General features: G+C 62.8%; 13 protein-coding genes and 1 pseudogene. 1 reads left to right on the top strand and 13 read right to left on the bottom strand.

All coding sequences use genetic code 11. The annotated features are described in order from the left end of the window. Positions 1–148 precede the first annotated feature (148 nt). Complete coding sequence (locus ABNQ38_RS08375) at positions 149–1,090, top strand: alpha/beta hydrolase (RefSeq protein ID WP_377806666.1); 942 nt, start codon at positions 149–151, stop codon at positions 1,088–1,090. A 151-nt stretch (positions 1,091–1,241) separates the two neighbouring features. On the opposite strand, the pseudogene ABNQ38_RS08370 reads toward ABNQ38_RS08375, so the two are convergent. The 13 genes and pseudogenes from ABNQ38_RS08370 to traV form a co-directional block, all read right to left on the bottom strand. Then, a pseudogene (locus ABNQ38_RS08370) lies at positions 1,242–1,532 on the bottom strand (transposase); the annotation flags it as partial. 269 nt (positions 1,533–1,801) lie between these two features. Beyond that, positions 1,802–2,824: a TraU family protein gene (locus ABNQ38_RS08365; RefSeq protein WP_377806665.1), complete on the bottom strand. Its 1,023-nt coding sequence runs from the start codon at positions 2,822–2,824 to the stop codon at positions 1,802–1,804. After that, on the bottom strand, positions 2,824–3,951 hold the full coding sequence (locus ABNQ38_RS08360; RefSeq protein ID WP_377806664.1) for a TrbC family F-type conjugative pilus assembly protein: 1,128 nt from the start codon (positions 3,949–3,951) through the stop codon (positions 2,824–2,826). The genes ABNQ38_RS08365 and ABNQ38_RS08360 overlap by 1 nt, the downstream gene beginning before the upstream one ends. A 69-nt stretch (positions 3,952–4,020) precedes the next feature. Further along, positions 4,021–4,272, bottom strand: coding sequence for a hypothetical protein (locus ABNQ38_RS08355; protein ID WP_377806663.1), 252 nt, complete (start codon positions 4,270–4,272; stop codon positions 4,021–4,023). A 118-nt stretch (positions 4,273–4,390) separates the two neighbouring features. Further along, a complete protein-coding gene (locus ABNQ38_RS08350; protein WP_377806662.1) occupies positions 4,391–4,831 on the bottom strand; it encodes a hypothetical protein in 441 nt (146 codons plus the stop codon). Positions 4,832–5,163: 332 nt separating this feature from the next. Next, positions 5,164–5,613, bottom strand: coding sequence for a S26 family signal peptidase (locus tag ABNQ38_RS08345; protein ID WP_136705941.1), 450 nt, complete (start codon positions 5,611–5,613; stop codon positions 5,164–5,166). A 65-nt stretch (positions 5,614–5,678) separates the two neighbouring features. Further along, on the bottom strand, positions 5,679–6,149 hold the full coding sequence (locus ABNQ38_RS08340; RefSeq protein WP_377806661.1) for a hypothetical protein: 471 nt from the start codon (positions 6,147–6,149) through the stop codon (positions 5,679–5,681). Next, the gene (traC, locus tag ABNQ38_RS08335; RefSeq protein ID WP_377806660.1) at positions 6,121–8,571 is read right to left on the bottom strand and encodes a type IV secretion system protein TraC; all 2,451 of its coding nucleotides are present in this window, start codon (positions 8,569–8,571) and stop codon (positions 6,121–6,123) included. The genes ABNQ38_RS08340 and traC overlap by 29 nt, the downstream gene beginning before the upstream one ends. Continuing rightward, a complete protein-coding gene (locus ABNQ38_RS08330) occupies positions 8,571–9,296 on the bottom strand; it encodes a DsbC family protein (protein WP_377806659.1) in 726 nt (241 codons plus the stop codon). Before ABNQ38_RS08330 ends, traC begins: the two co-directional genes overlap by 1 nt. A gap of 206 nt (positions 9,297–9,502) precedes the next feature. Next, on the bottom strand, positions 9,503–13,213 hold the full coding sequence (locus ABNQ38_RS08325; protein WP_377806658.1) for a hypothetical protein: 3,711 nt from the start codon (positions 13,211–13,213) through the stop codon (positions 9,503–9,505). Positions 13,214–13,525: 312 nt separating this feature from the next. Then, complete coding sequence (locus ABNQ38_RS08320) at positions 13,526–15,133, bottom strand: thrombospondin type-1 domain-containing protein (protein ID WP_377806657.1); 1,608 nt, start codon at positions 15,131–15,133, stop codon at positions 13,526–13,528. A gap of 244 nt (positions 15,134–15,377) precedes the next feature. Next, positions 15,378–15,728, bottom strand: coding sequence for a TraA family conjugative transfer protein (gene traA / locus ABNQ38_RS08315; protein WP_377806656.1), 351 nt, complete (start codon positions 15,726–15,728; stop codon positions 15,378–15,380). 7 nt (positions 15,729–15,735) lie between these two features. Further along, positions 15,736–16,359 (bottom strand): type IV conjugative transfer system lipoprotein TraV, encoded by a 624-nt coding sequence (traV, locus tag ABNQ38_RS08310; protein ID WP_377806654.1) that lies wholly within the window; start codon positions 16,357–16,359, stop codon positions 15,736–15,738. Between the last annotated feature and the right edge of the window lie 15 nt (positions 16,360–16,374).

The raw sequence follows: 16,374 nt of genomic DNA, 5'->3' as shown, positions 1-16,374 counted from the left end.
CTAATATATCAATCTGGTGCCGCTTCGACAGAACCATAAAGCTGGCGATCCAGCGCCTTTGTGTCGGCAAAGCGCCAGCAGGAAGGGAGTATCCGAAACAATGCCGTGTCTGAATAATTTCCGCAGGTGGGTCGTCCGGTCGGTCGCGGTGACCGTACTCGGAACGGCTGCGATCGCCGCCGGCTACCCTGCCCCCTCGACAGCCGCAGTACTGGAGGACCGGCAGGAAATCGCCTTATGGCCGATTGGCCCGCTCGCTTCCGCGCAATTTCCCCTGCCGCAGCAAGTGTTGGAGCGCAGCAAGGATCCGGCCATCAAGGACCGCGCCGTGCTGGCCATCACCAAGCCGGAGTTGCTGGTCTACCGGCCAGCGGCACCGAACGGCACGGCGCTTCTCGTCACCCCGGGCGGCGCTTATCAGCGCGTGGTCATCGACAAGGAGGCGGACGAAATCGCGCCGCGCTTCACCGATGCCGGCGTGACCGTGTTCCGGCTAGTCTACCGGCTGCCTGGTAAGGCCCAGTTGACCGACGCCCCGCTGATGGATGCCCAACGGGCGCTCCGCCTGATCCGCGCCAACGCGGCCGAATGGGGAATCGACCCGGCGCGGGTGGGAGTGCTTGGCTTCTCGGCTGGCGGCCACCTCGCCTCGCAACTCGCGACCGGGTATGAGCGCAAGGTCTATGAACCGGTCGATTCGGCGGACCAACTCTCTGCCCGGCCTGACTTCCTAGCGCTGGGGTACCCGGTCATCACGATGGACGAGCGGTTCACCCATACTGTTTCGCGCCAGGAGTTGATCGGCGAGTCTCCGTCGTCTGAGCTGATTGCCGCCTATTCGACAGAGCGGCAGGTGACCGCCTCGACGCCGCAGGCCTTCCTGTTCCACGCCAACGATGATGCCGACGTGCCGGTCACCAATTCGCTGCTCTTCTACGACGCTCTGCGCAAAGCCGGTGTTCCGGCGGAGGTTCATATCTTCCGCCAAGGTGGCCACGGTTTCTCGCTGCGCTTCGCCGCCGGGTTGCCGGCAGCGCAGTGGCCGGACCTGATGCTGAACTGGATGAGGTCAATCAGGATGCTACCCTGATCATCTTCGGCGGTACCCGGCGGTGGAACACCTCCGCCGGTATCGTCAAGCTGAGGCTGGTGGGGTGAGCGGCATGCTTGTCGGAGCCGTGGACGAGGACGCCGGAGCAGGAAGCCCGAGGTGTTGACGGCGATGTGACGCTTGCGGCCCGTCATATTTCTGGCCGAGTCAAAGTCTCAGGCGCGCCCTTTGCCGTCGCCTTGACGCTTTGGGAGTCACGGATGGCGGCCGTGGGCGTCGGATCGCGGCCTTCCTGCTCGCGCCGCATCACCAACAGATGGTGGCGAAGGGCCTCCCACACGCCGGCTTCCAGGAAGGCGCGGAAGTACCGGTAGACCGTGGGCCAGGGCGGAAAGGTCGGCGGGGGCTGCAGATGACCATATTGGAGGCCGGTCAGCACTACGTAGAACAGGGCGTCCAGCAGCCGGCGCAGTCCGTACTGCGAGGCGGTCCGCCGGGCTTGGCGGACGGGATCAGGGGGGGGCGATCACGCGATACTGGTCATCGCTCAGGGCTAGGTTGGCGTCTTAATCGCCAACCAGACTGGGCTCCTCGGGCGCCCACATCAGTGGCCTCCGGCAGCGTGTGTGTTCCCTCCCAACAGCCTTTACGTCAGACCCTCACCCCGTGAGCGACAACTTCCGAAACGGGCTGGCAAACGCGACCCTAATCATGAATAAACGTCGCGTTTCCCTCTATACTATCGACGTCTTACATGAATGATGAACAACAGTCGACCCAGCGCCAAAGAATAAACATAGTATCTTCCCCCACGGCAGGGATCTGTTTGCCCATCCCCCAACGCCAGTCGGACTCCCCAGTGACATGATCACTTCTTGCTTCCGGCAGCGGGAAGAACATACTCCACCTATACTGCGACTTGGGGAACATAGGATCGATACGGCCGGCGCACAGCGCGTCATCCCCCATCGTCCGCCAGGAGAGCCCGCGGCGATGAGCCGCCGCAATGGACCGCGCGGCCAAGAGGTTGGTATTTTCCGCCAAAGAGCCCAGTGCCTCGTCCCATCCTGAGAAGGGATAGATTGATGTGCTCCAGGCGCCAGCGCACCAGAACATCTTCGTAATCGGCCGCCCAGCCGTTGCGGCGGCAGCGTCCGCCACACACGCCGACTGCGTGATGGGATCGGCGACGGCTGCGGCCTCGGGCTGCGTGAAGAATGCCAACTCCGAGTTATTCCAGGTCGGGTCCAACTCGGAAATCATCATGAGGTCAAAGTCGAAGAAGCCGTCGCTGACGCAATTGTTGTCGACGAATAGGTCGAGCATGATGAGCAACGGAAACGCGTATGTGTGATAGTGATAGAAGGCACTGTCACCGTAGTCGAGTTCCGAGTTGCCCTTTGTGCCCTGCATGCGCCGGGAGATCGGCAACGTGATTCCCCCGAGCGCCATCGAGCATCCAGGCTTGCGCACCAGCTCCACAATTCGCGCCGGCTGCCACATGGAAATGGTCATGCCCGGCTTCGGCAGCCCCGCCCGGTCGTTGCACAGGCACAGCGCCTTTTTGGTGGCCCCTTCCGGCACTCGGCTGTTTCCCCCGCCCAGGGGGATGCCTGAGACCTTGATGGGGAAAATGCAGCCCCAGCAGATGTCGGTGAGGAGCTTTCCCGAGAACAGTTCAGAGTTTTGGCAAGCCGGATCAGCCAAGGCAGACGACACGGGGCTTGCAACGAGGCCAAGGGCCAGAGCGGCGGCGGCGAAAAGGCGGCGCATCAGGGCTTGTCCTTCTCTGGAGGAATCTCGGTGACGACGAAGGCGCGCCCATCGGACTCGATCAGCGCCGGCACGCGCTCTAACTTGAAGCGGGATTTGATGTCGGGGGTCAGCAGATAGACCGGGCCATCAACACGCTGCTCCAGCCTGTCGAGGCCCTCCCAGCTACCTTCCCGATCGATGGCCGTCATGACCAACGTGACACGCCGCCTGCCCTGTATCTCAGCAGCGAGCTTGGCGGCTATTGCCACTTGGCCGGGAGACCGGGCGTCGAAGACGACCAGCCTCTGAGTGAAGGGCAGCTTATCGAGCGGGTTGATCCGGCGTCCGGCTTCGACGAGGACGCGCCCCTGAGCATCGGTGATCGGCTTGGTGACTACGACGGTCGGATCGATAGAGCGCACCCGTCGTTCCGTTGCCTCTGGCAGTTCGTCGAACCGGGCCTTGCTCCAGAACTCATCACGGGCTCGGCGCTTGTAGCCCTCAAGATCGAAGTCCTTGGCTTTCGCCTGCAACACCTCGATCAGATCGGGCTCTACCACCTCAACTGTGGGGCCGAGAACACCGAGATCGCCAGCCGCGCCCTCCCTCACCTTGTCGGCGATGAAATCCGGGGACATAAGTCCGGTGGCATGGGCGAGCACATTCGCGCCGTCCATGTAGGCGACCACTGGTGCCGCCGTAACGGACAGGTCCCGGAAGACCGTAGGATCGATGATCACGTTCGGCAGCGGGTCCATGTCCCGCAGCATGGCGTGAAGCCGGCGGACGCCCTGCCCGAATGTCTCACCTGGCAGAACGCCCCTGAAGACCACCTGCACGTCGTCGCGGCCGGCAACGCTTTGGAAGAGTTCCTTCAGCGCTGCATCTCCCAGCGCCCAAGATGCGAGGATCCTCACCCGCAGGCCGTCGTCGCGCGGAGGTTGGCCGGCGGCGGGTCCATCGTCAGGCATGGACATTTGTCGCTCGGCGGCATCCTTGCCATAGAGCCACGCGGGTGGCGGCTGCGTGATTGCCTGCTGCTTGATACGCTGCGCCCTCTCCACAATGGCTCGGATCTCATCATTCGCGATTGCTGGCGTGGCCAGGATGGTCGCGCCAAGGAGCAACAGGGCGAAACTGCGCATGGACGGTCCTGAATGTGTGGGGATGTTGAAACGGCAGCCGCGGTCAGGTGGGACGGCGGCACCAGCAGGTCACTGCTCGCGCATGCTGGTCGGCTTGCTGCCGGTCAGGGCCAGATAAACCCGAGCTCCAACCGCGGCGATCACCGTCACGATGGCGGGCGGCGCCAGTGATTCGAAGTCGATTGGGAGCTCGGTGCTCTCCGTTCCCGTCCAGATCAGGTCGGCCCAAAAAAACAGGCCAGCCACGACCATGGCGGCAACGACAAAGGAGCCGACTAATGTGAAGGCGAAATCAAGCAAGGTGATAGTTTTTTCGAGCATCGGACTCTCGAGAGCATCGGGACAGGGTTCCCGTCCAAGGCCCCCAAGACTACCGCTATCCGCAATCGATCCGCGCCGCCGAAAGACGCTGGAAATCGTCGCCTTTCAGCAGCGCCCGCTATGGTGATGACAGGATGACGATAACCGACAGATCGTCGGTGAACTGGCCCCACCGGCTCTGAACCGCAGATGCCAGCGCGGCTGCAGGGCTCCGGCCCTGTGACAGCTTCAGGAGCGCCAAAGCGTTTTCCGGCCAGAGGTAGCGCCAGAGCCCATCCGAGCCGATCACAATCGGATCGGTGCTGGCACCAATCACGCAAGGAGAGGGATCGGTGATTCCGGCGCCTACCCTCTGGTTCCGCTCGCCCCCTGAAATCTCAACCGGGCCGTCCTCATCTCTCGACCACGCTTCTGAATCCCCTACCCTCACAAAGGTCAGCCGACCTCCGCCAAGGTAGCCGAGAATGGCCGTCGTGCTCCCATCGTCAGCCTTGTGCAGGGCAGCGTCAGCGGCGACGAGAATTGCCGCAAGGTCATGCCCGGTAGGAGGCGTCTCCATGGCTTTCACCGCTCTCTGGACCGTCCCTAGCAGAAGGCGCGGAGCCCGGCACCCACGAGCACCGGCGCCATCAGCCAGAAGCAGCACAAGTCCATCTGGCGCCGGTAAGCAGGCCGCGATGTCGTCAGCAAAGGCAGCGCCGGTCATCGGACGGACACACACGGTCACGGCGCATCGGTCGGTTCGATGATGCGCATCCGTCGGCGGATCGGCGGGAAAAGGAGCACTTGGGCCGTGAGTAGGGCTCGCCAGCGGTTCTCCGCGCACCGGAGCCGCCGTCGTAGTAAGACGCCGAAGAAGCGCGAGCATATGGGACCTCCTTGGACGGCGGGTCAGAAGAGGCGGTAAGCCCGTCCCACGATCTGGGCGACAGGCAGCTCACCCCAATACCGGCTATCGAAAGAGTCGATAGTCCGGCCCATCACCCAGATTGCTCCAGGCGACACCACCAGCTCACGAGCGAAGTCACCTGCCTGCCGGCCTAGGGTGCGTGCAAGGGCCAGCCCCTCGCCCACTTTGGCTCCGTTAACGGTGACGGCCGCCTCGCCGACGGCGACGTGATCGCCAGGCACACCGTCAGCCACTTTGACCATCGTCGTGCCGTTCTTGAAGTAGGGCGTGAGCCCATTCGCCGCGAAGGCCACGAGTTGCCCGCGCTCAATGTTCTTGTCCCAGCGATCGATCAGCACCACCCGGGTGTCCGGCAGGCACCGGGAGATTTGCGGGTCGATTCCGATACGGTACCGGTCGGTCACATAGGCGCCGGCGGCGTAGAGCGCCACCAGCAGCGCTCCTGCCTTCAAGGCAAAGCGGCCCCACGGTTCCCGCCGGGGTGCGGCGGCGCCTGTCACTCCCTCTTCTCCTGGCCGCCTGCTTGCGGTGCCGGTGGCGAGACCGGCTTAGCGGCAGCTGGCATCATCATCGCCCCGTCCGGGGCTGCGAGCACCGACTGGCCATCCAGCACGATGTACCCATCCTCCTGAAGCCGGCGAATGTCACCCCGGACCCGACCCATCGCGATTGCGATTGCATCGGCCGGCTGCCCGTTCAGCGCCGTCGCCATTTTCGTGAAGTCGACGACGATTACAGGCGGACGGGCTGCGACCTCCGCTTCTAGAAGCGCCACCCGATGCCCCATCCCGAGGTAGGCGACACCGACGCTCACCACCACGGTAAGCACGAAGCGGAGCACACCGTCGAGAACGTCCGGCTTGCGGCCCGCGTTCTGGCGCTTCGCCGAGGATGGAGCTGCCACTTCGTCAGAGGCTGTGCTGGGGGCGGCCTGTGCGTCAGGCGGCAGAGCGGCGTTTTCCACCATTTCTCTCCTCGATGAGCATGTAAACGGCATCCCGAACAGCAACGCCCTGCGCGGTCAGCCGCTTGATGGCGTTCACCTCCTCGGCCATGGTCGAGTAGATCAGCTGGCGGAATGGATCGACGATGAGCCGCCCGATGCCGCATCCGTGCGACGTGATTGCAAAGATCTCCGAGTATTCGCCCGGAACCGTATGGACGGTCTTGAGCAGCTCATAGCCTCCCTCGGTGAGCGGCAGCCGGCTCTCCTTCTTCAGCGCATCGATGGCCTCGGGCTTCTGACCCAGCAGGTACATGTTCGCGCTGTTCTCGACGATGGCTCGGCCGGTCGGTGCTGCGTAGAGATCGCCGACACCTTGGGTGATGGTCACGGCCGCGCCGCCGTATTTGCGGAACCGCCGGTAGCCATGCTCGATGAACTTGGCAACGTCGCCCTGCATGAGCAAATCCCAAGCCTCATCAATGATTACGAGCTTCGGACGATCGCGTTCGCCGAGATACATTTCCTGCTGGATTTGGTAAATCAGCTGCAACAGGACGACTTGCTGGAGGTGCTTGCGCCCCTTCAACTCTTCGAGTTCCAGCACGGTAAACCGATTGTTGAACGCGACGTTGTTCTTGCCGTTGAAGTATTTTCCGTACTGACCGCTTTTGGAGAAGCTGTAAAGCTGATGCCCGAGATCGCTGATGCGATTGTCTTCGCGGGCCTCTCCTTCTCGCAGGAACCACTCGATCAGGTCATCCACGACCATCTGGTTCCCTTTGGCTTCCCACGTTTCATGCAGTGCCCGTTTCATTTCCTGGGTCTGCAAATCGCTGAGGCCTTCGGTCGGAGCAGCCATGGCGGCGAGAAGACCGACGAGGACGTCCTCCTGATCCTCGAAGTCTTCGCCGTCCTCCATTGCTTGAATCAGTTCGAACGGATTCAAGCAGATTGCAGTGCCCTTCCCGAAGTGAATGAAATCACCATCGAGCAGTTCGCACAGTTTTTCATATGACCGGCCAACGTCAATCACCCACACGCGCCCACCCATGGAAAGTGTTGACGAGATGAGTTCGTTGGTCAGAAACGATTTACCGGAGCCGCTCTGCGCGGCGATCGTGGTGTTGAAGTTGGACGTGCTGTCGTACAAGGACAGCGACATCAATTGACCGTTGCGGCTGATGAGGTTGAGAACCGGCGTGCCCGTGCCCCGCCAATCACCGAACACTGGCAATAGCGGCACGGCCTGACGCGTAGCCATGGTTTTGTAGCGAAACAGCTCTTTGATTGCCTTCTTCTCCGCACCGAATGGCAGAGCGTTCAGAAAGATCGGGAGGCAGAAGAACTTGTCGGGCAGCAGGTTATAGCCCATCTCGCCCCAATAGGCCTGAGCGCTCGACACGGCGCCCGTGGCGGCATCGTCATCGTCAGCGAACAGGGTCATGGAGAGGCTGAGGCGGCAGGTTCTGTCACCGTCGTCCAGGGCCTCGAAGAGAACGTCGAAGTCGTCCTTCCTCTGCGCCAGCTTCGGCACGAATATGCGCATACGACCGATCGCTTGGTTGGTCGCCCATTGCCGCTTCGTTGAAAGACCTGCCTTGGCCTTCTGCGGATCCGGATAATGAAGGCTGGCGCTGATCATGAAGGGAACGCGAATGCCGCGGATCCCTTCCCACATGTCTCCGATGAAGTTCGCCGCCTGTCCGAAATAGATGCGCTGCGGGAAACGCTTAATCGACAGCGTGCGAACGCGGGTTTCGCCGAGCGACAAGCCCTTTGCGTTCACCTTCAGGTCGGTCTGGTAATCGAACACCTGATCGCGCAGCAGCTTGTCCGTTTCGATTTCGCTGGTTCCATCGAGGCGCCAGGAGGCGTCCTTGCCCTGGTTGATGAGCGGAACCATCACGTCCAGCCATGCTTGCGACGTAAGGGGGATCGGGGCGAGCCCCACCGACTCAAGGCTCTTCTGCACCGTGACTTTCTGCTCGCTGGCCCGGTCTAACTCCGCTTGGGTGGGTTCATTGCCGGAGAGCGGGAGCTTAACCGTGACGAGAAGCTGGATGTCACGAACACGGAGGCCGCTGCGCTTCTCCACAGGGTCATTGACGCCGGCCGTCAGGAACTTCGCACGTTGCTCCACCGTCTCCAGCAGCAGCGGGTCTTCCTGCCCGGCCCGGAGTTGGCGCATGTGGAACAAGGGCGGTTGAATGTTCTGCGAACCAAGCAGAATGAACTGGAGGATGGTATCGGTCGGCCACGCATCCTTTAGCATCACGTTGAGACGTTCGGCCGCCTTAGGATCACCAGAGGTTAGCGGTCGGCACATGAACCCAAAGCCGATGGTTTGGTCCGCGCAGTAGAAGATCTCGCTGTCAGGCTCGTAGGCGAGCGGCATCAGCAGCTCGCCGCACCGATCGGACTTGTAGCGTTGGTTCAGGGGCATCAGATCCGGCCCTCCAGCCAGCTGTCGAGGTCCTGAGGAAGCCCACCCTTGGTGCGGCCGTCCGGCGCGATCATGAAGGGAACACCCTTCACACCGACAAGCTGCGCCGTCACCAGTCGCTTCTGGATGGGCAGCAGGTTGCAGTTTTCGTTCTGCGGCAGGCTGTCGCGTATTGGCCCGGCCATGAGCGATGCAAGCGCCGCGGCCGGATCGGTCGCGCAGGACACCATCCGCGTCAGCCGCTCGCTTTCCTGGCCGAGGACGGGAACGACGATGACCTGGAATGTGTACTTGCCTGCCAGCGCGGGCATCTGCTGCAAGATGCCGTGGCAGTAGGGGCACTTGGGGTCGACGAAGATCGTCACTTCCTTCGCGCCGGTGCCGTAGCGGAATGCGCCCAACTCAGCCGGCGTTACACCCAGTTTGGAGAGATGGACGCGGCTCGCGTTGTCGCGGAGGTCGGCCAGGTTGTTCACCCGCTTTCCAGTCCAAGTGTCGTAAAGCTCACCGCGCAGCACATAGCGGCCATTGTCGGAGATAAAGGCCATCCCGGGAAAGCCCTCGCCTTCAACAGCGGTAAAGCCGCCGGAGGGGAGCTTTTCCATTGCCGTGATCCCGGCCGTCAAGGCGTTGCGGTTGATCTGCGCCTCGGTCTCGGCCGAGGCCGGTCCCAAGCTGCAGGACAGGGCCAGAAGAGCGACCGAAAGTCCGAGTGCGACGCGCACGGTAATCCTCCAAGTGCAGAGAAATTCTGGCTCGGAGGCTACTCATTTCGGCGGTTTCTTCGCGCCGTCGAAAGACGCGTGAAATCAGCGTCTTTCTCAGGCGTGCCCAGACTTGACAACATGCGCAGATGATTGCCCGAGAGGCCTAAAGGCCCGGCGCCATAAACCGGACCTTTGCCTCACATCCTTACTGCTTGGGGGCGGCGCTATGGTGTTGCCGGGGGAACCTCCGCCGGTTCGGCCTCGGTCCCAGCCGTCACCTCAGGTGACTCCGCACCGGAGTCATCAACCCCCCGCAGCGTTACAACCGGGGTATCGCTGCGGGACAGCTTCGATACCGAGATCCGGTTCGAGTTGAAGGCAACCGGTTCGCCATCGAGCGTCCAGCGGTAGCCTACGACACGCCCATCGTCGTCGCGGCAATCGGCGTAGTAAATCCAGCCACTCGTCCACTCCCGCAGGGTGGCGGTGCAGCGAGGGGGCGTATTGGCCGCCACGGTGACGGTCTGCGAAGCCCCAAAGCTCCATCCCATCAGCGTCTTCGCTCGCGCCTCCACCGTGTGTGTGCCCTCGCCCAGGGTCATCTTCGAATAGGACCCTGTGGTCCCGGTGGGCGCTCCGTTCAGATAGTATGCGAGTGATGTGATGCGGTCGCTTGGATGGCCCCCCGTGATCGAAGGCTTGACCGTTAGATCCAGAGGGGCTCGGTAGTACGGGTTGGACGGGGACACGGCGAGCGTCATGTTGTAGTTCGGTGCGGCAAGCATGTTCACCGTCGTGTTCACCGTCGACGAATGGCCGCGAGTGTCGGAAACGGACGCGGAAAACGGATAGGCCCCTGGCGTCTCGGTTCGGACAACGCGCATCGTCTGGTTGGCGTCCTCGAGCAATGTGGCGGCCGGTGGCAGGGACCAGTTGTAGGTCGGGTTGTCGAGCTGCATGGGCCGCCCGATCTGGCGCAGGCGCACCGTCACATCCGCCGGCGCATACTGCGAGCTTCTGGTCGGCTCCAGGCTGAACTCCGGCCAGACGTATTCCCAAACCCTCACGCGCTTGTCTTCGCTGCCCAAGGTACCGTCGAACCCGACAATCTCAGCGTGGTAGGTGAGGGTCACCGTGTCGGCCGCCAAATTCTCCGATGTAGGCCCCCAGGTCAGCATCGGACCATCGACACGCGTCCCGTCGGGAAGTGTCCACCACCCACGCAGTTCCACATCCATGTTCCGGTGGGGCAGGCCCATCACGCCGCGGAACGTGCCGGTCTGCGGGTACTCGACACGGGCCGGTCCGACGATGCGGATCATCGGCGGGCGAACCGGCACGAAGTTGACGCGCCGCCGCAGTTCACGCCACGCAAACGGGTCGTCGGGAGGTGCATCCAGCATGCGGGCGCGGGCGACCAGAATCATGCGCTCCGGTTCGTTGCGGGTGACGTTGAATTCGAGCTTGCCGGGGGTGAAGGATTTCCCGGCATCCAGTGACCACTCGACCGAGACCTGCTCGTCGGTTACCGGCTCGCCCTTGTGCGTGAGCAGCAGCTTGTAATGACCATTGCCGCCGAGGAAAACGTGCTCAGGGCCGTCCAACTTGCCCTGCGGCACGTCGTAAGCGATGACATGGATCGGATCTGTCGTGTGTTCCGCACCGGAGAACTTGTTCTGGAGGACCGCACGCACATCGTACTCACCTTTCGGGAACGTGTACGACAGGCGCATTTTGTTGTTCCGCATTGGCGGAACAACGCTCCACGTCGATCCACCATCAGCACTCACCTGCCAGGTCACGGTGCCCAGCGCAGTGGCGTCCAGGCGGTGATCGAGGGCAAGACTAAAGATGGAAGTGAGCGGTGCTTCACCGGTGATCCGGCGTGCCGTCAGGCCAGCGCCGATCGCACCGCCCTTGACGACGGTGAGGTTCAGCGGCCGGATCGCAAATTCGGTGCGCGAGTATTCCGGAACCGGCGACTTGACGCGCGCCTCAGCCGTGAGGCGGACGTAGCCGGTGTCGAAGGTGCCCTCCGGCAGCGTGAACGAAACGTCGCCGTTGTCCGCCGAGACAAATTCGGTCAGCGGCTCGGTCGTCTGATAGTCGATGTACTTGACGAGGCGGATCTCCCACACGCCCATCGTCTCGGCATTGTAGCCCGCCTCCTGTTTGTAGACGTCCCGAATGCCCACCGCGACCGGCAGGTCCTGGGTGTCCAACATGAACGTTGTCGGCACCGTAACTACGGGCTTGATGTTGGCATTAGGAACAGCAAGCAGTTCGAACGTCCGTTCGGACTTGTTTTCGGGCATCTGCGAATAGCGGGCCTTCACAGTCCAGGGTGTGCGGCTCCACAGCTCCGCCTCTACCGCGTTCAGGCGCCGCTGTATCTCCCTCATTTCTCCCCAAGGGGAGGCGTCGAACTCACCATCCTCGATCACCTCTCCTCCGCGCGCGACCGAGACACGGTAGACTGCGTTAGCTCCTTTGATCACGGAGTTGCCTGCGTAGCCGCCGTCACGGGAGACCGCGTAGAGACCGTCTTTTAGAACGGTCAGCATGTCCTCGGTGATTGCCGGTACCGGAGGCTCAATCACGTTGTACGCAAACGATCCTTCTCCAGCCGGGATCTTGGAGCCCAGCGGGGTGATGACATCGACCTTCCACCGCACTTCCTGAGTGCCGGCCTGCTCCAGCGAACCCTTCAGGAAGGGGCGCACCCAATACTGATCCTGGGACAGCGTGTTGGGCAACGCCGTCCATGTCAGTGCACAGCGCACCACCGCATCGGAGGAACGATACTCTGCTCCCTCATAGCTCCAATACGTGTCGCAGGACGGCCCCGCAGACTGCTTCAACATCACTTCCAACGGCTGGACCAGCCGGTAGGCGCGGTCTGACGAACGCTGCGGCTGGTAGGCGAGAAGATTGCCGATGGGCGTAACTGTGAGTGTCGCTGTACCAGACGCCACACGCACCTGCACATCGCTGGGATCGATCAAGCTGATCTTGTAGCCGACGTCGTACGCTCCGTGGACCCACATGCGTCCCTCCGCCATGGGCGTCAGCGCGGTTACGGGCTTGAGGTCCGTCGGCAGTGGTTCCCACTCAACGAGGCATTTCGGAGCGGCCAGTGCGTCACTGGATCGCGCGGTCGAACGGCTGGACGTCAGTTCGCATCGGTTTCCAGCGATCGGCTCGACCTTGAGCTTCGCCATGTCAAATGCTTGACGCACGGACCAGGATTCAGCCTTCATGGCAACATGCGGCACCCAGGTGTTCACCCGGAGATCAACGCCAGGGCTGTTCGGAGCGACAGTGGTGATCCAAAGCCGCGCCTGCCCTTCCCGCCCGTCCTCCGCCGCCATCATAGGCAGCGAGAGCTTTCCAGACGCGGTGGTAAAATCGTAGGAGCCGATCGGCACACCGACATCACCGGGATTGATCCTCACGCCGGCGATCACCAGCGAGACATTTGAGTCCTTGTGCATTGAAACACGCATCTCGTGCGTGCCGCCAAGCGTGCCCCCGTTTGGGAGTTTCCAGACGTCTGTGGTCAGCGGGTTTAGGCGAGCGCCGTTACGAAAGCTGTGCTGAACCCCTGGGATCCAGATCTCGTTGGCGGTAGCTGTCACAACGGGAACGGTGGCTGGAGCATACGTGATCGTCCACTCCCGGGTCGCCGACGCCCCATTCCCATCTCTCGTCGTTGCAGAAAGCTTGTAATCACCCACCCAGGAAGACGGGAGAGGATTGTCGGTGATGATCTTGTAGCCCTCGGCGCGGTTGGCGAGGGTCAAGATCACAGGATCACCAGTTACATTGGTTCCCGGTCCGGTCACTTTGAACGACGTGGCATCGCCCGCACGATGCTCATTGTGGGGCGCTGTGCCGCCATAACTCTCAGCCATTGCAACGCCGCTGGCGATCAACAGAATAACGCCGATAGCCGTCCCCGCGGAGAGGGCTTTGAACCTCAGCCGGTTGGCGTGTTCATGGAGAGGAGCGCCGCAAGACCGTGCCCGCGATATGCACCGTCGCCAGGACTGAGTCCAGTTCCCCCTGTTCGCGGAAGTCAACGATTGCACAGCTTCGGTTCTCCTATCCATTCGGCCCACGACCCCAAGAGCAGTTGCAGCCGACAAAGCCGCGGCGAAGGTTGTTGATGCCAGCCTGTTGGGGGCGCCGCAGGTGTTGGCGCAGCCCCCCAGTAGGAGGTGCGCGAGTTCACCGCTAGGCAGCGCTTATTGGCAGCTGCCATTGCACTGGATCCGACCATCATTGACGCCACAGCAGATGCTGTTCCCTTCAGAGCAGGACGTTATCCATCCGCCGCGGTACTGCTCGCACGTAGACGGCGTGGCGATCCAATTACCGCAGGAGTCTCCATAGGTGGACTGGCACCAATACCGGGCGCAGGCCTGGCCCACATTTCCAACACAGCATCCATGCGTGTTGCAGCTCTGAGAGTCGTTTGGCCGGCTGCCCCAGCCGCAGTTGCCGCCATCGACCGACGCACCGTCGGAGCGTCGGCACCAGACCGACCGCGACTGGCTGCCGCCGCCGCACGAGGCAGAGCAACCACCCCAGCCGTCCGCCACCCAGGAGTACGAACAGCCTGAATAATTGGTGCAGCTCTGAGAGTCGTTTGGCCGGCTGGCCGAACCGCAGTTGCTGCCATCGACCGAGGTTCCGTCTGAGCGCTCACACCAGACCGCGCGGCTCTGGCTGGAGCCTCCGCAGGCATTGGCACAGGCCCCCCAGTCGCCGCTCCGCCAAGCGTAGGTGCAGGTGGCGTAGCTGGTGCATGCTTCAACCATCTGCGGTTTCCCGGCCCCGCAGAAGCTGTCGGCGACGGTCACGCCGTCAGAGCGCTCACACCATACCGACCGTGACCGGCTGGACGTGCCGCAGGCGTTGTCACACGCCCCCCATGCAGCGGTCTTCCACTCCACCGGCAAGAAGCCCGTAGCTGTTCCTGCGAGCGCAACACTGGGCTGGTTGTGGTTCGCGAGAAGGAGCGTACCGGCGTAGCTGCCATTGCGATCGGCGCGTGCTCGGACCGTGATATCGCAGGACGCGCCTGCCCCGAGAGACTGCCCAGAGCACGCGTTGCTGACGAACTCGAAGCTGCCCGGCTTGTCTCCACCGAACAGGGCCACGAGCATGTCTGTGGGCTCTTCGGTGGACGTGTTGGTGATCCGGAACGTGGCCGGGGCCGACACGCGCCATTCGCCTTCTGTCTGGCCGGCGACGTTCAGCGACGCGGGTGCGCCCGCGACGGCCGTGATCGTCAGGTTGGGCAGATCGAAATGCCGCGCCGTGCCCGACAGCGGCACGTCCATCGTGTAGCCGCCGGTGCTCAGGCGCAGAGTCCCGGACAATGGACCGAACCAGCTGGCGCGTGGCTGGACGGTAACCTGGCAGGTGCTTCCCGCGTCACCCGGCGGCCCGAGCAGGGCGCCGGAGCAATTGTCGCCGGTGATCGTGAAGTGTTCCGTCCCGGCGCTTATCGTGGCAGTGAGCGGCTTGTCCATGTAGAGCCCCAGCGCCTCGGCCCGCCCGGCATTGCTCCCACCGTTCTGCAACGTGACGCTGGTTGCCGCCGCCGGCGCCCCATTGACCGAGAGCACCAGATCACGAAAGTCTGTGATGGTGACGGCGCTGCCGCTCACCACTGCGTCTGGCCGCGACGCGGCAGGGCTGACAACGCTCGGATACGTCGCTCCTTCCGGCCCCGTCGCCTCGCCGGCATTCTTCACCCGCAGCTCAAGCGAAGGGCCACTCTGCGCCCAGGAGGCGAGCGGCATGGCAATGATCGAGAGCAGCAGGGCCGCGGTGACTTTTCTCATAGACCCTCTCCAGCACGGCGCGAACCCGCCGACCGGAGCCGGTTACGCGCAGCCTGGAGAGTTCCACAACGCAGCCTTCCTTCGCGCCGTCGAAAGGCATCCAAAACCATCATCTTTCGGCAGGATCGCCGTACGTCGCCCAAGCCTCCGACTGCACCGGAGGGGCTCCGGCCGAACATAGAAAAAGGGCGCTTCCACTGTGGAAGCGCCCTTGTTGTCCGTGCCGCCCTGCGTGCGGGATGTCTCAGATGGGAAGCACCGGAGTGGTCGCGATCACTTCCGAGACCTGCACGGGCAAAGTACCGGTCATAATCGAATCGATCACGGTAGGGGTGTTGTAAAGTCCCATGCCTGAGCCAACTCCAAGGCCCAGCGGCATAAGGCTCTGGCGAGCGACGCCGCCGACCAAGCCGACGACGACCATGGAGCCGGCAATGATGCGGCCGAGCGTTCCTTGGGTCCAATCGGTCAGCGTCAGCCAGATGTCGTCGAAAGCCGTGCCGCCTGTGCCAGCGAACACATCGCCCGCGGTAAAGGCGACGATCAGCGCGAGCGCCAGCGCGACCTGGGTGTTGGGGTGAATGCGGTGCTTCATGGTCTTGCTACTTCCCTTGCTTTACGGGGATTGAGGAAACGTGCTCCGACTTGTCCGCAGCTTTTACCGGCCGGACCGGGGCGCTATCGTTGGCCGGCGGCTTCGCCTTGGGAGCAGTCGCTTCAAGGGGCCGGAAGGCCGTCGGGGAACCAGACGCCGCGTCGGGCAGACCGACCTGCCACTTGCGCGGCTCGACCTCGCTGAAGACGAGGCCCGGCATATGCAGATCCCCCTTGGTGTCCTGATACGGGGCAATCCAAACACGCATGACGACAGCGGGTGTGCGGATCGGCACACGGCCATCGTCGGTGTAAGCCACGGGCGTCGCGCCGTACCCGACCGGGGAACCGCCGAGTGCCGAGGGATCGGACGCTGCCGCTTTACGCATGGTTTGAACCAGCCCGGTCTCCGCCGCACCTTCGGTGTTGCGCTGGGTCTCCTGGCTCAGCGTCAAACCGTTGACCGCGTCGCGGGTGTTTGTCAGCTCATAGACCTCGCGGGCGCTCTTGCAGGAGACCCCTTGCGGCATTCCCGAGCAGCTGTAGTCGCCAGCCCCGATCCCGAGGTTGGAGCACGCGCCCAGGAGGAGCGGCGCCAGGCAGGCCATGACCTTCGAGGAATTTAGGCTCATTTCTCGCAACCTTGT

This window comes from Azospirillum sp. A29, assembly GCF_042604625.1.
GTDB lineage: Bacteria > Pseudomonadota > Alphaproteobacteria > Azospirillales > Azospirillaceae > Azospirillum > Azospirillum palustre.
Note: the sequence above shows the minus strand (reverse complement) of the source record. Positions and strands in the feature narration are given on the sequence as shown.

Excerpts from the sequence above, each read along its gene's own strand:
- ABNQ38_RS08350 (WP_377806662.1), bottom strand. The coding sequence starts at position 4,831 with ATGGAGACGCCTCCTACCGGGCATGACCTTGCGGCAATTCTCGTCGCC.
- ABNQ38_RS08365 (WP_377806665.1), bottom strand. The coding sequence starts at position 2,824 with ATGCGCCGCCTTTTCGCCGCCGCCGCTCTGGCCCTTGGCCTCGTTGCA.
- traV (WP_377806654.1), bottom strand. The coding sequence starts at position 16,359 with ATGAGCCTAAATTCCTCGAAGGTCATGGCCTGCCTGGCGCCGCTCCTC.
- traA (WP_377806656.1), bottom strand. The coding sequence starts at position 15,728 with ATGAAGCACCGCATTCACCCCAACACCCAGGTCGCGCTGGCGCTCGCG.
- ABNQ38_RS08320 (WP_377806657.1), bottom strand. The coding sequence starts at position 15,133 with ATGAGAAAAGTCACCGCGGCCCTGCTGCTCTCGATCATTGCCATGCCG.
- ABNQ38_RS08340 (WP_377806661.1), bottom strand. The coding sequence starts at position 6,149 with ATGGTGGAAAACGCCGCTCTGCCGCCTGACGCACAGGCCGCCCCCAGC.
- traC (WP_377806660.1), bottom strand. The coding sequence starts at position 8,571 with ATGCCCCTGAACCAACGCTACAAGTCCGATCGGTGCGGCGAGCTGCTG.
- ABNQ38_RS08360 (WP_377806664.1), bottom strand. The coding sequence starts at position 3,951 with ATGCGCAGTTTCGCCCTGTTGCTCCTTGGCGCGACCATCCTGGCCACG.
- ABNQ38_RS08355 (WP_377806663.1), bottom strand. The coding sequence starts at position 4,272 with ATGCTCGAAAAAACTATCACCTTGCTTGATTTCGCCTTCACATTAGTC.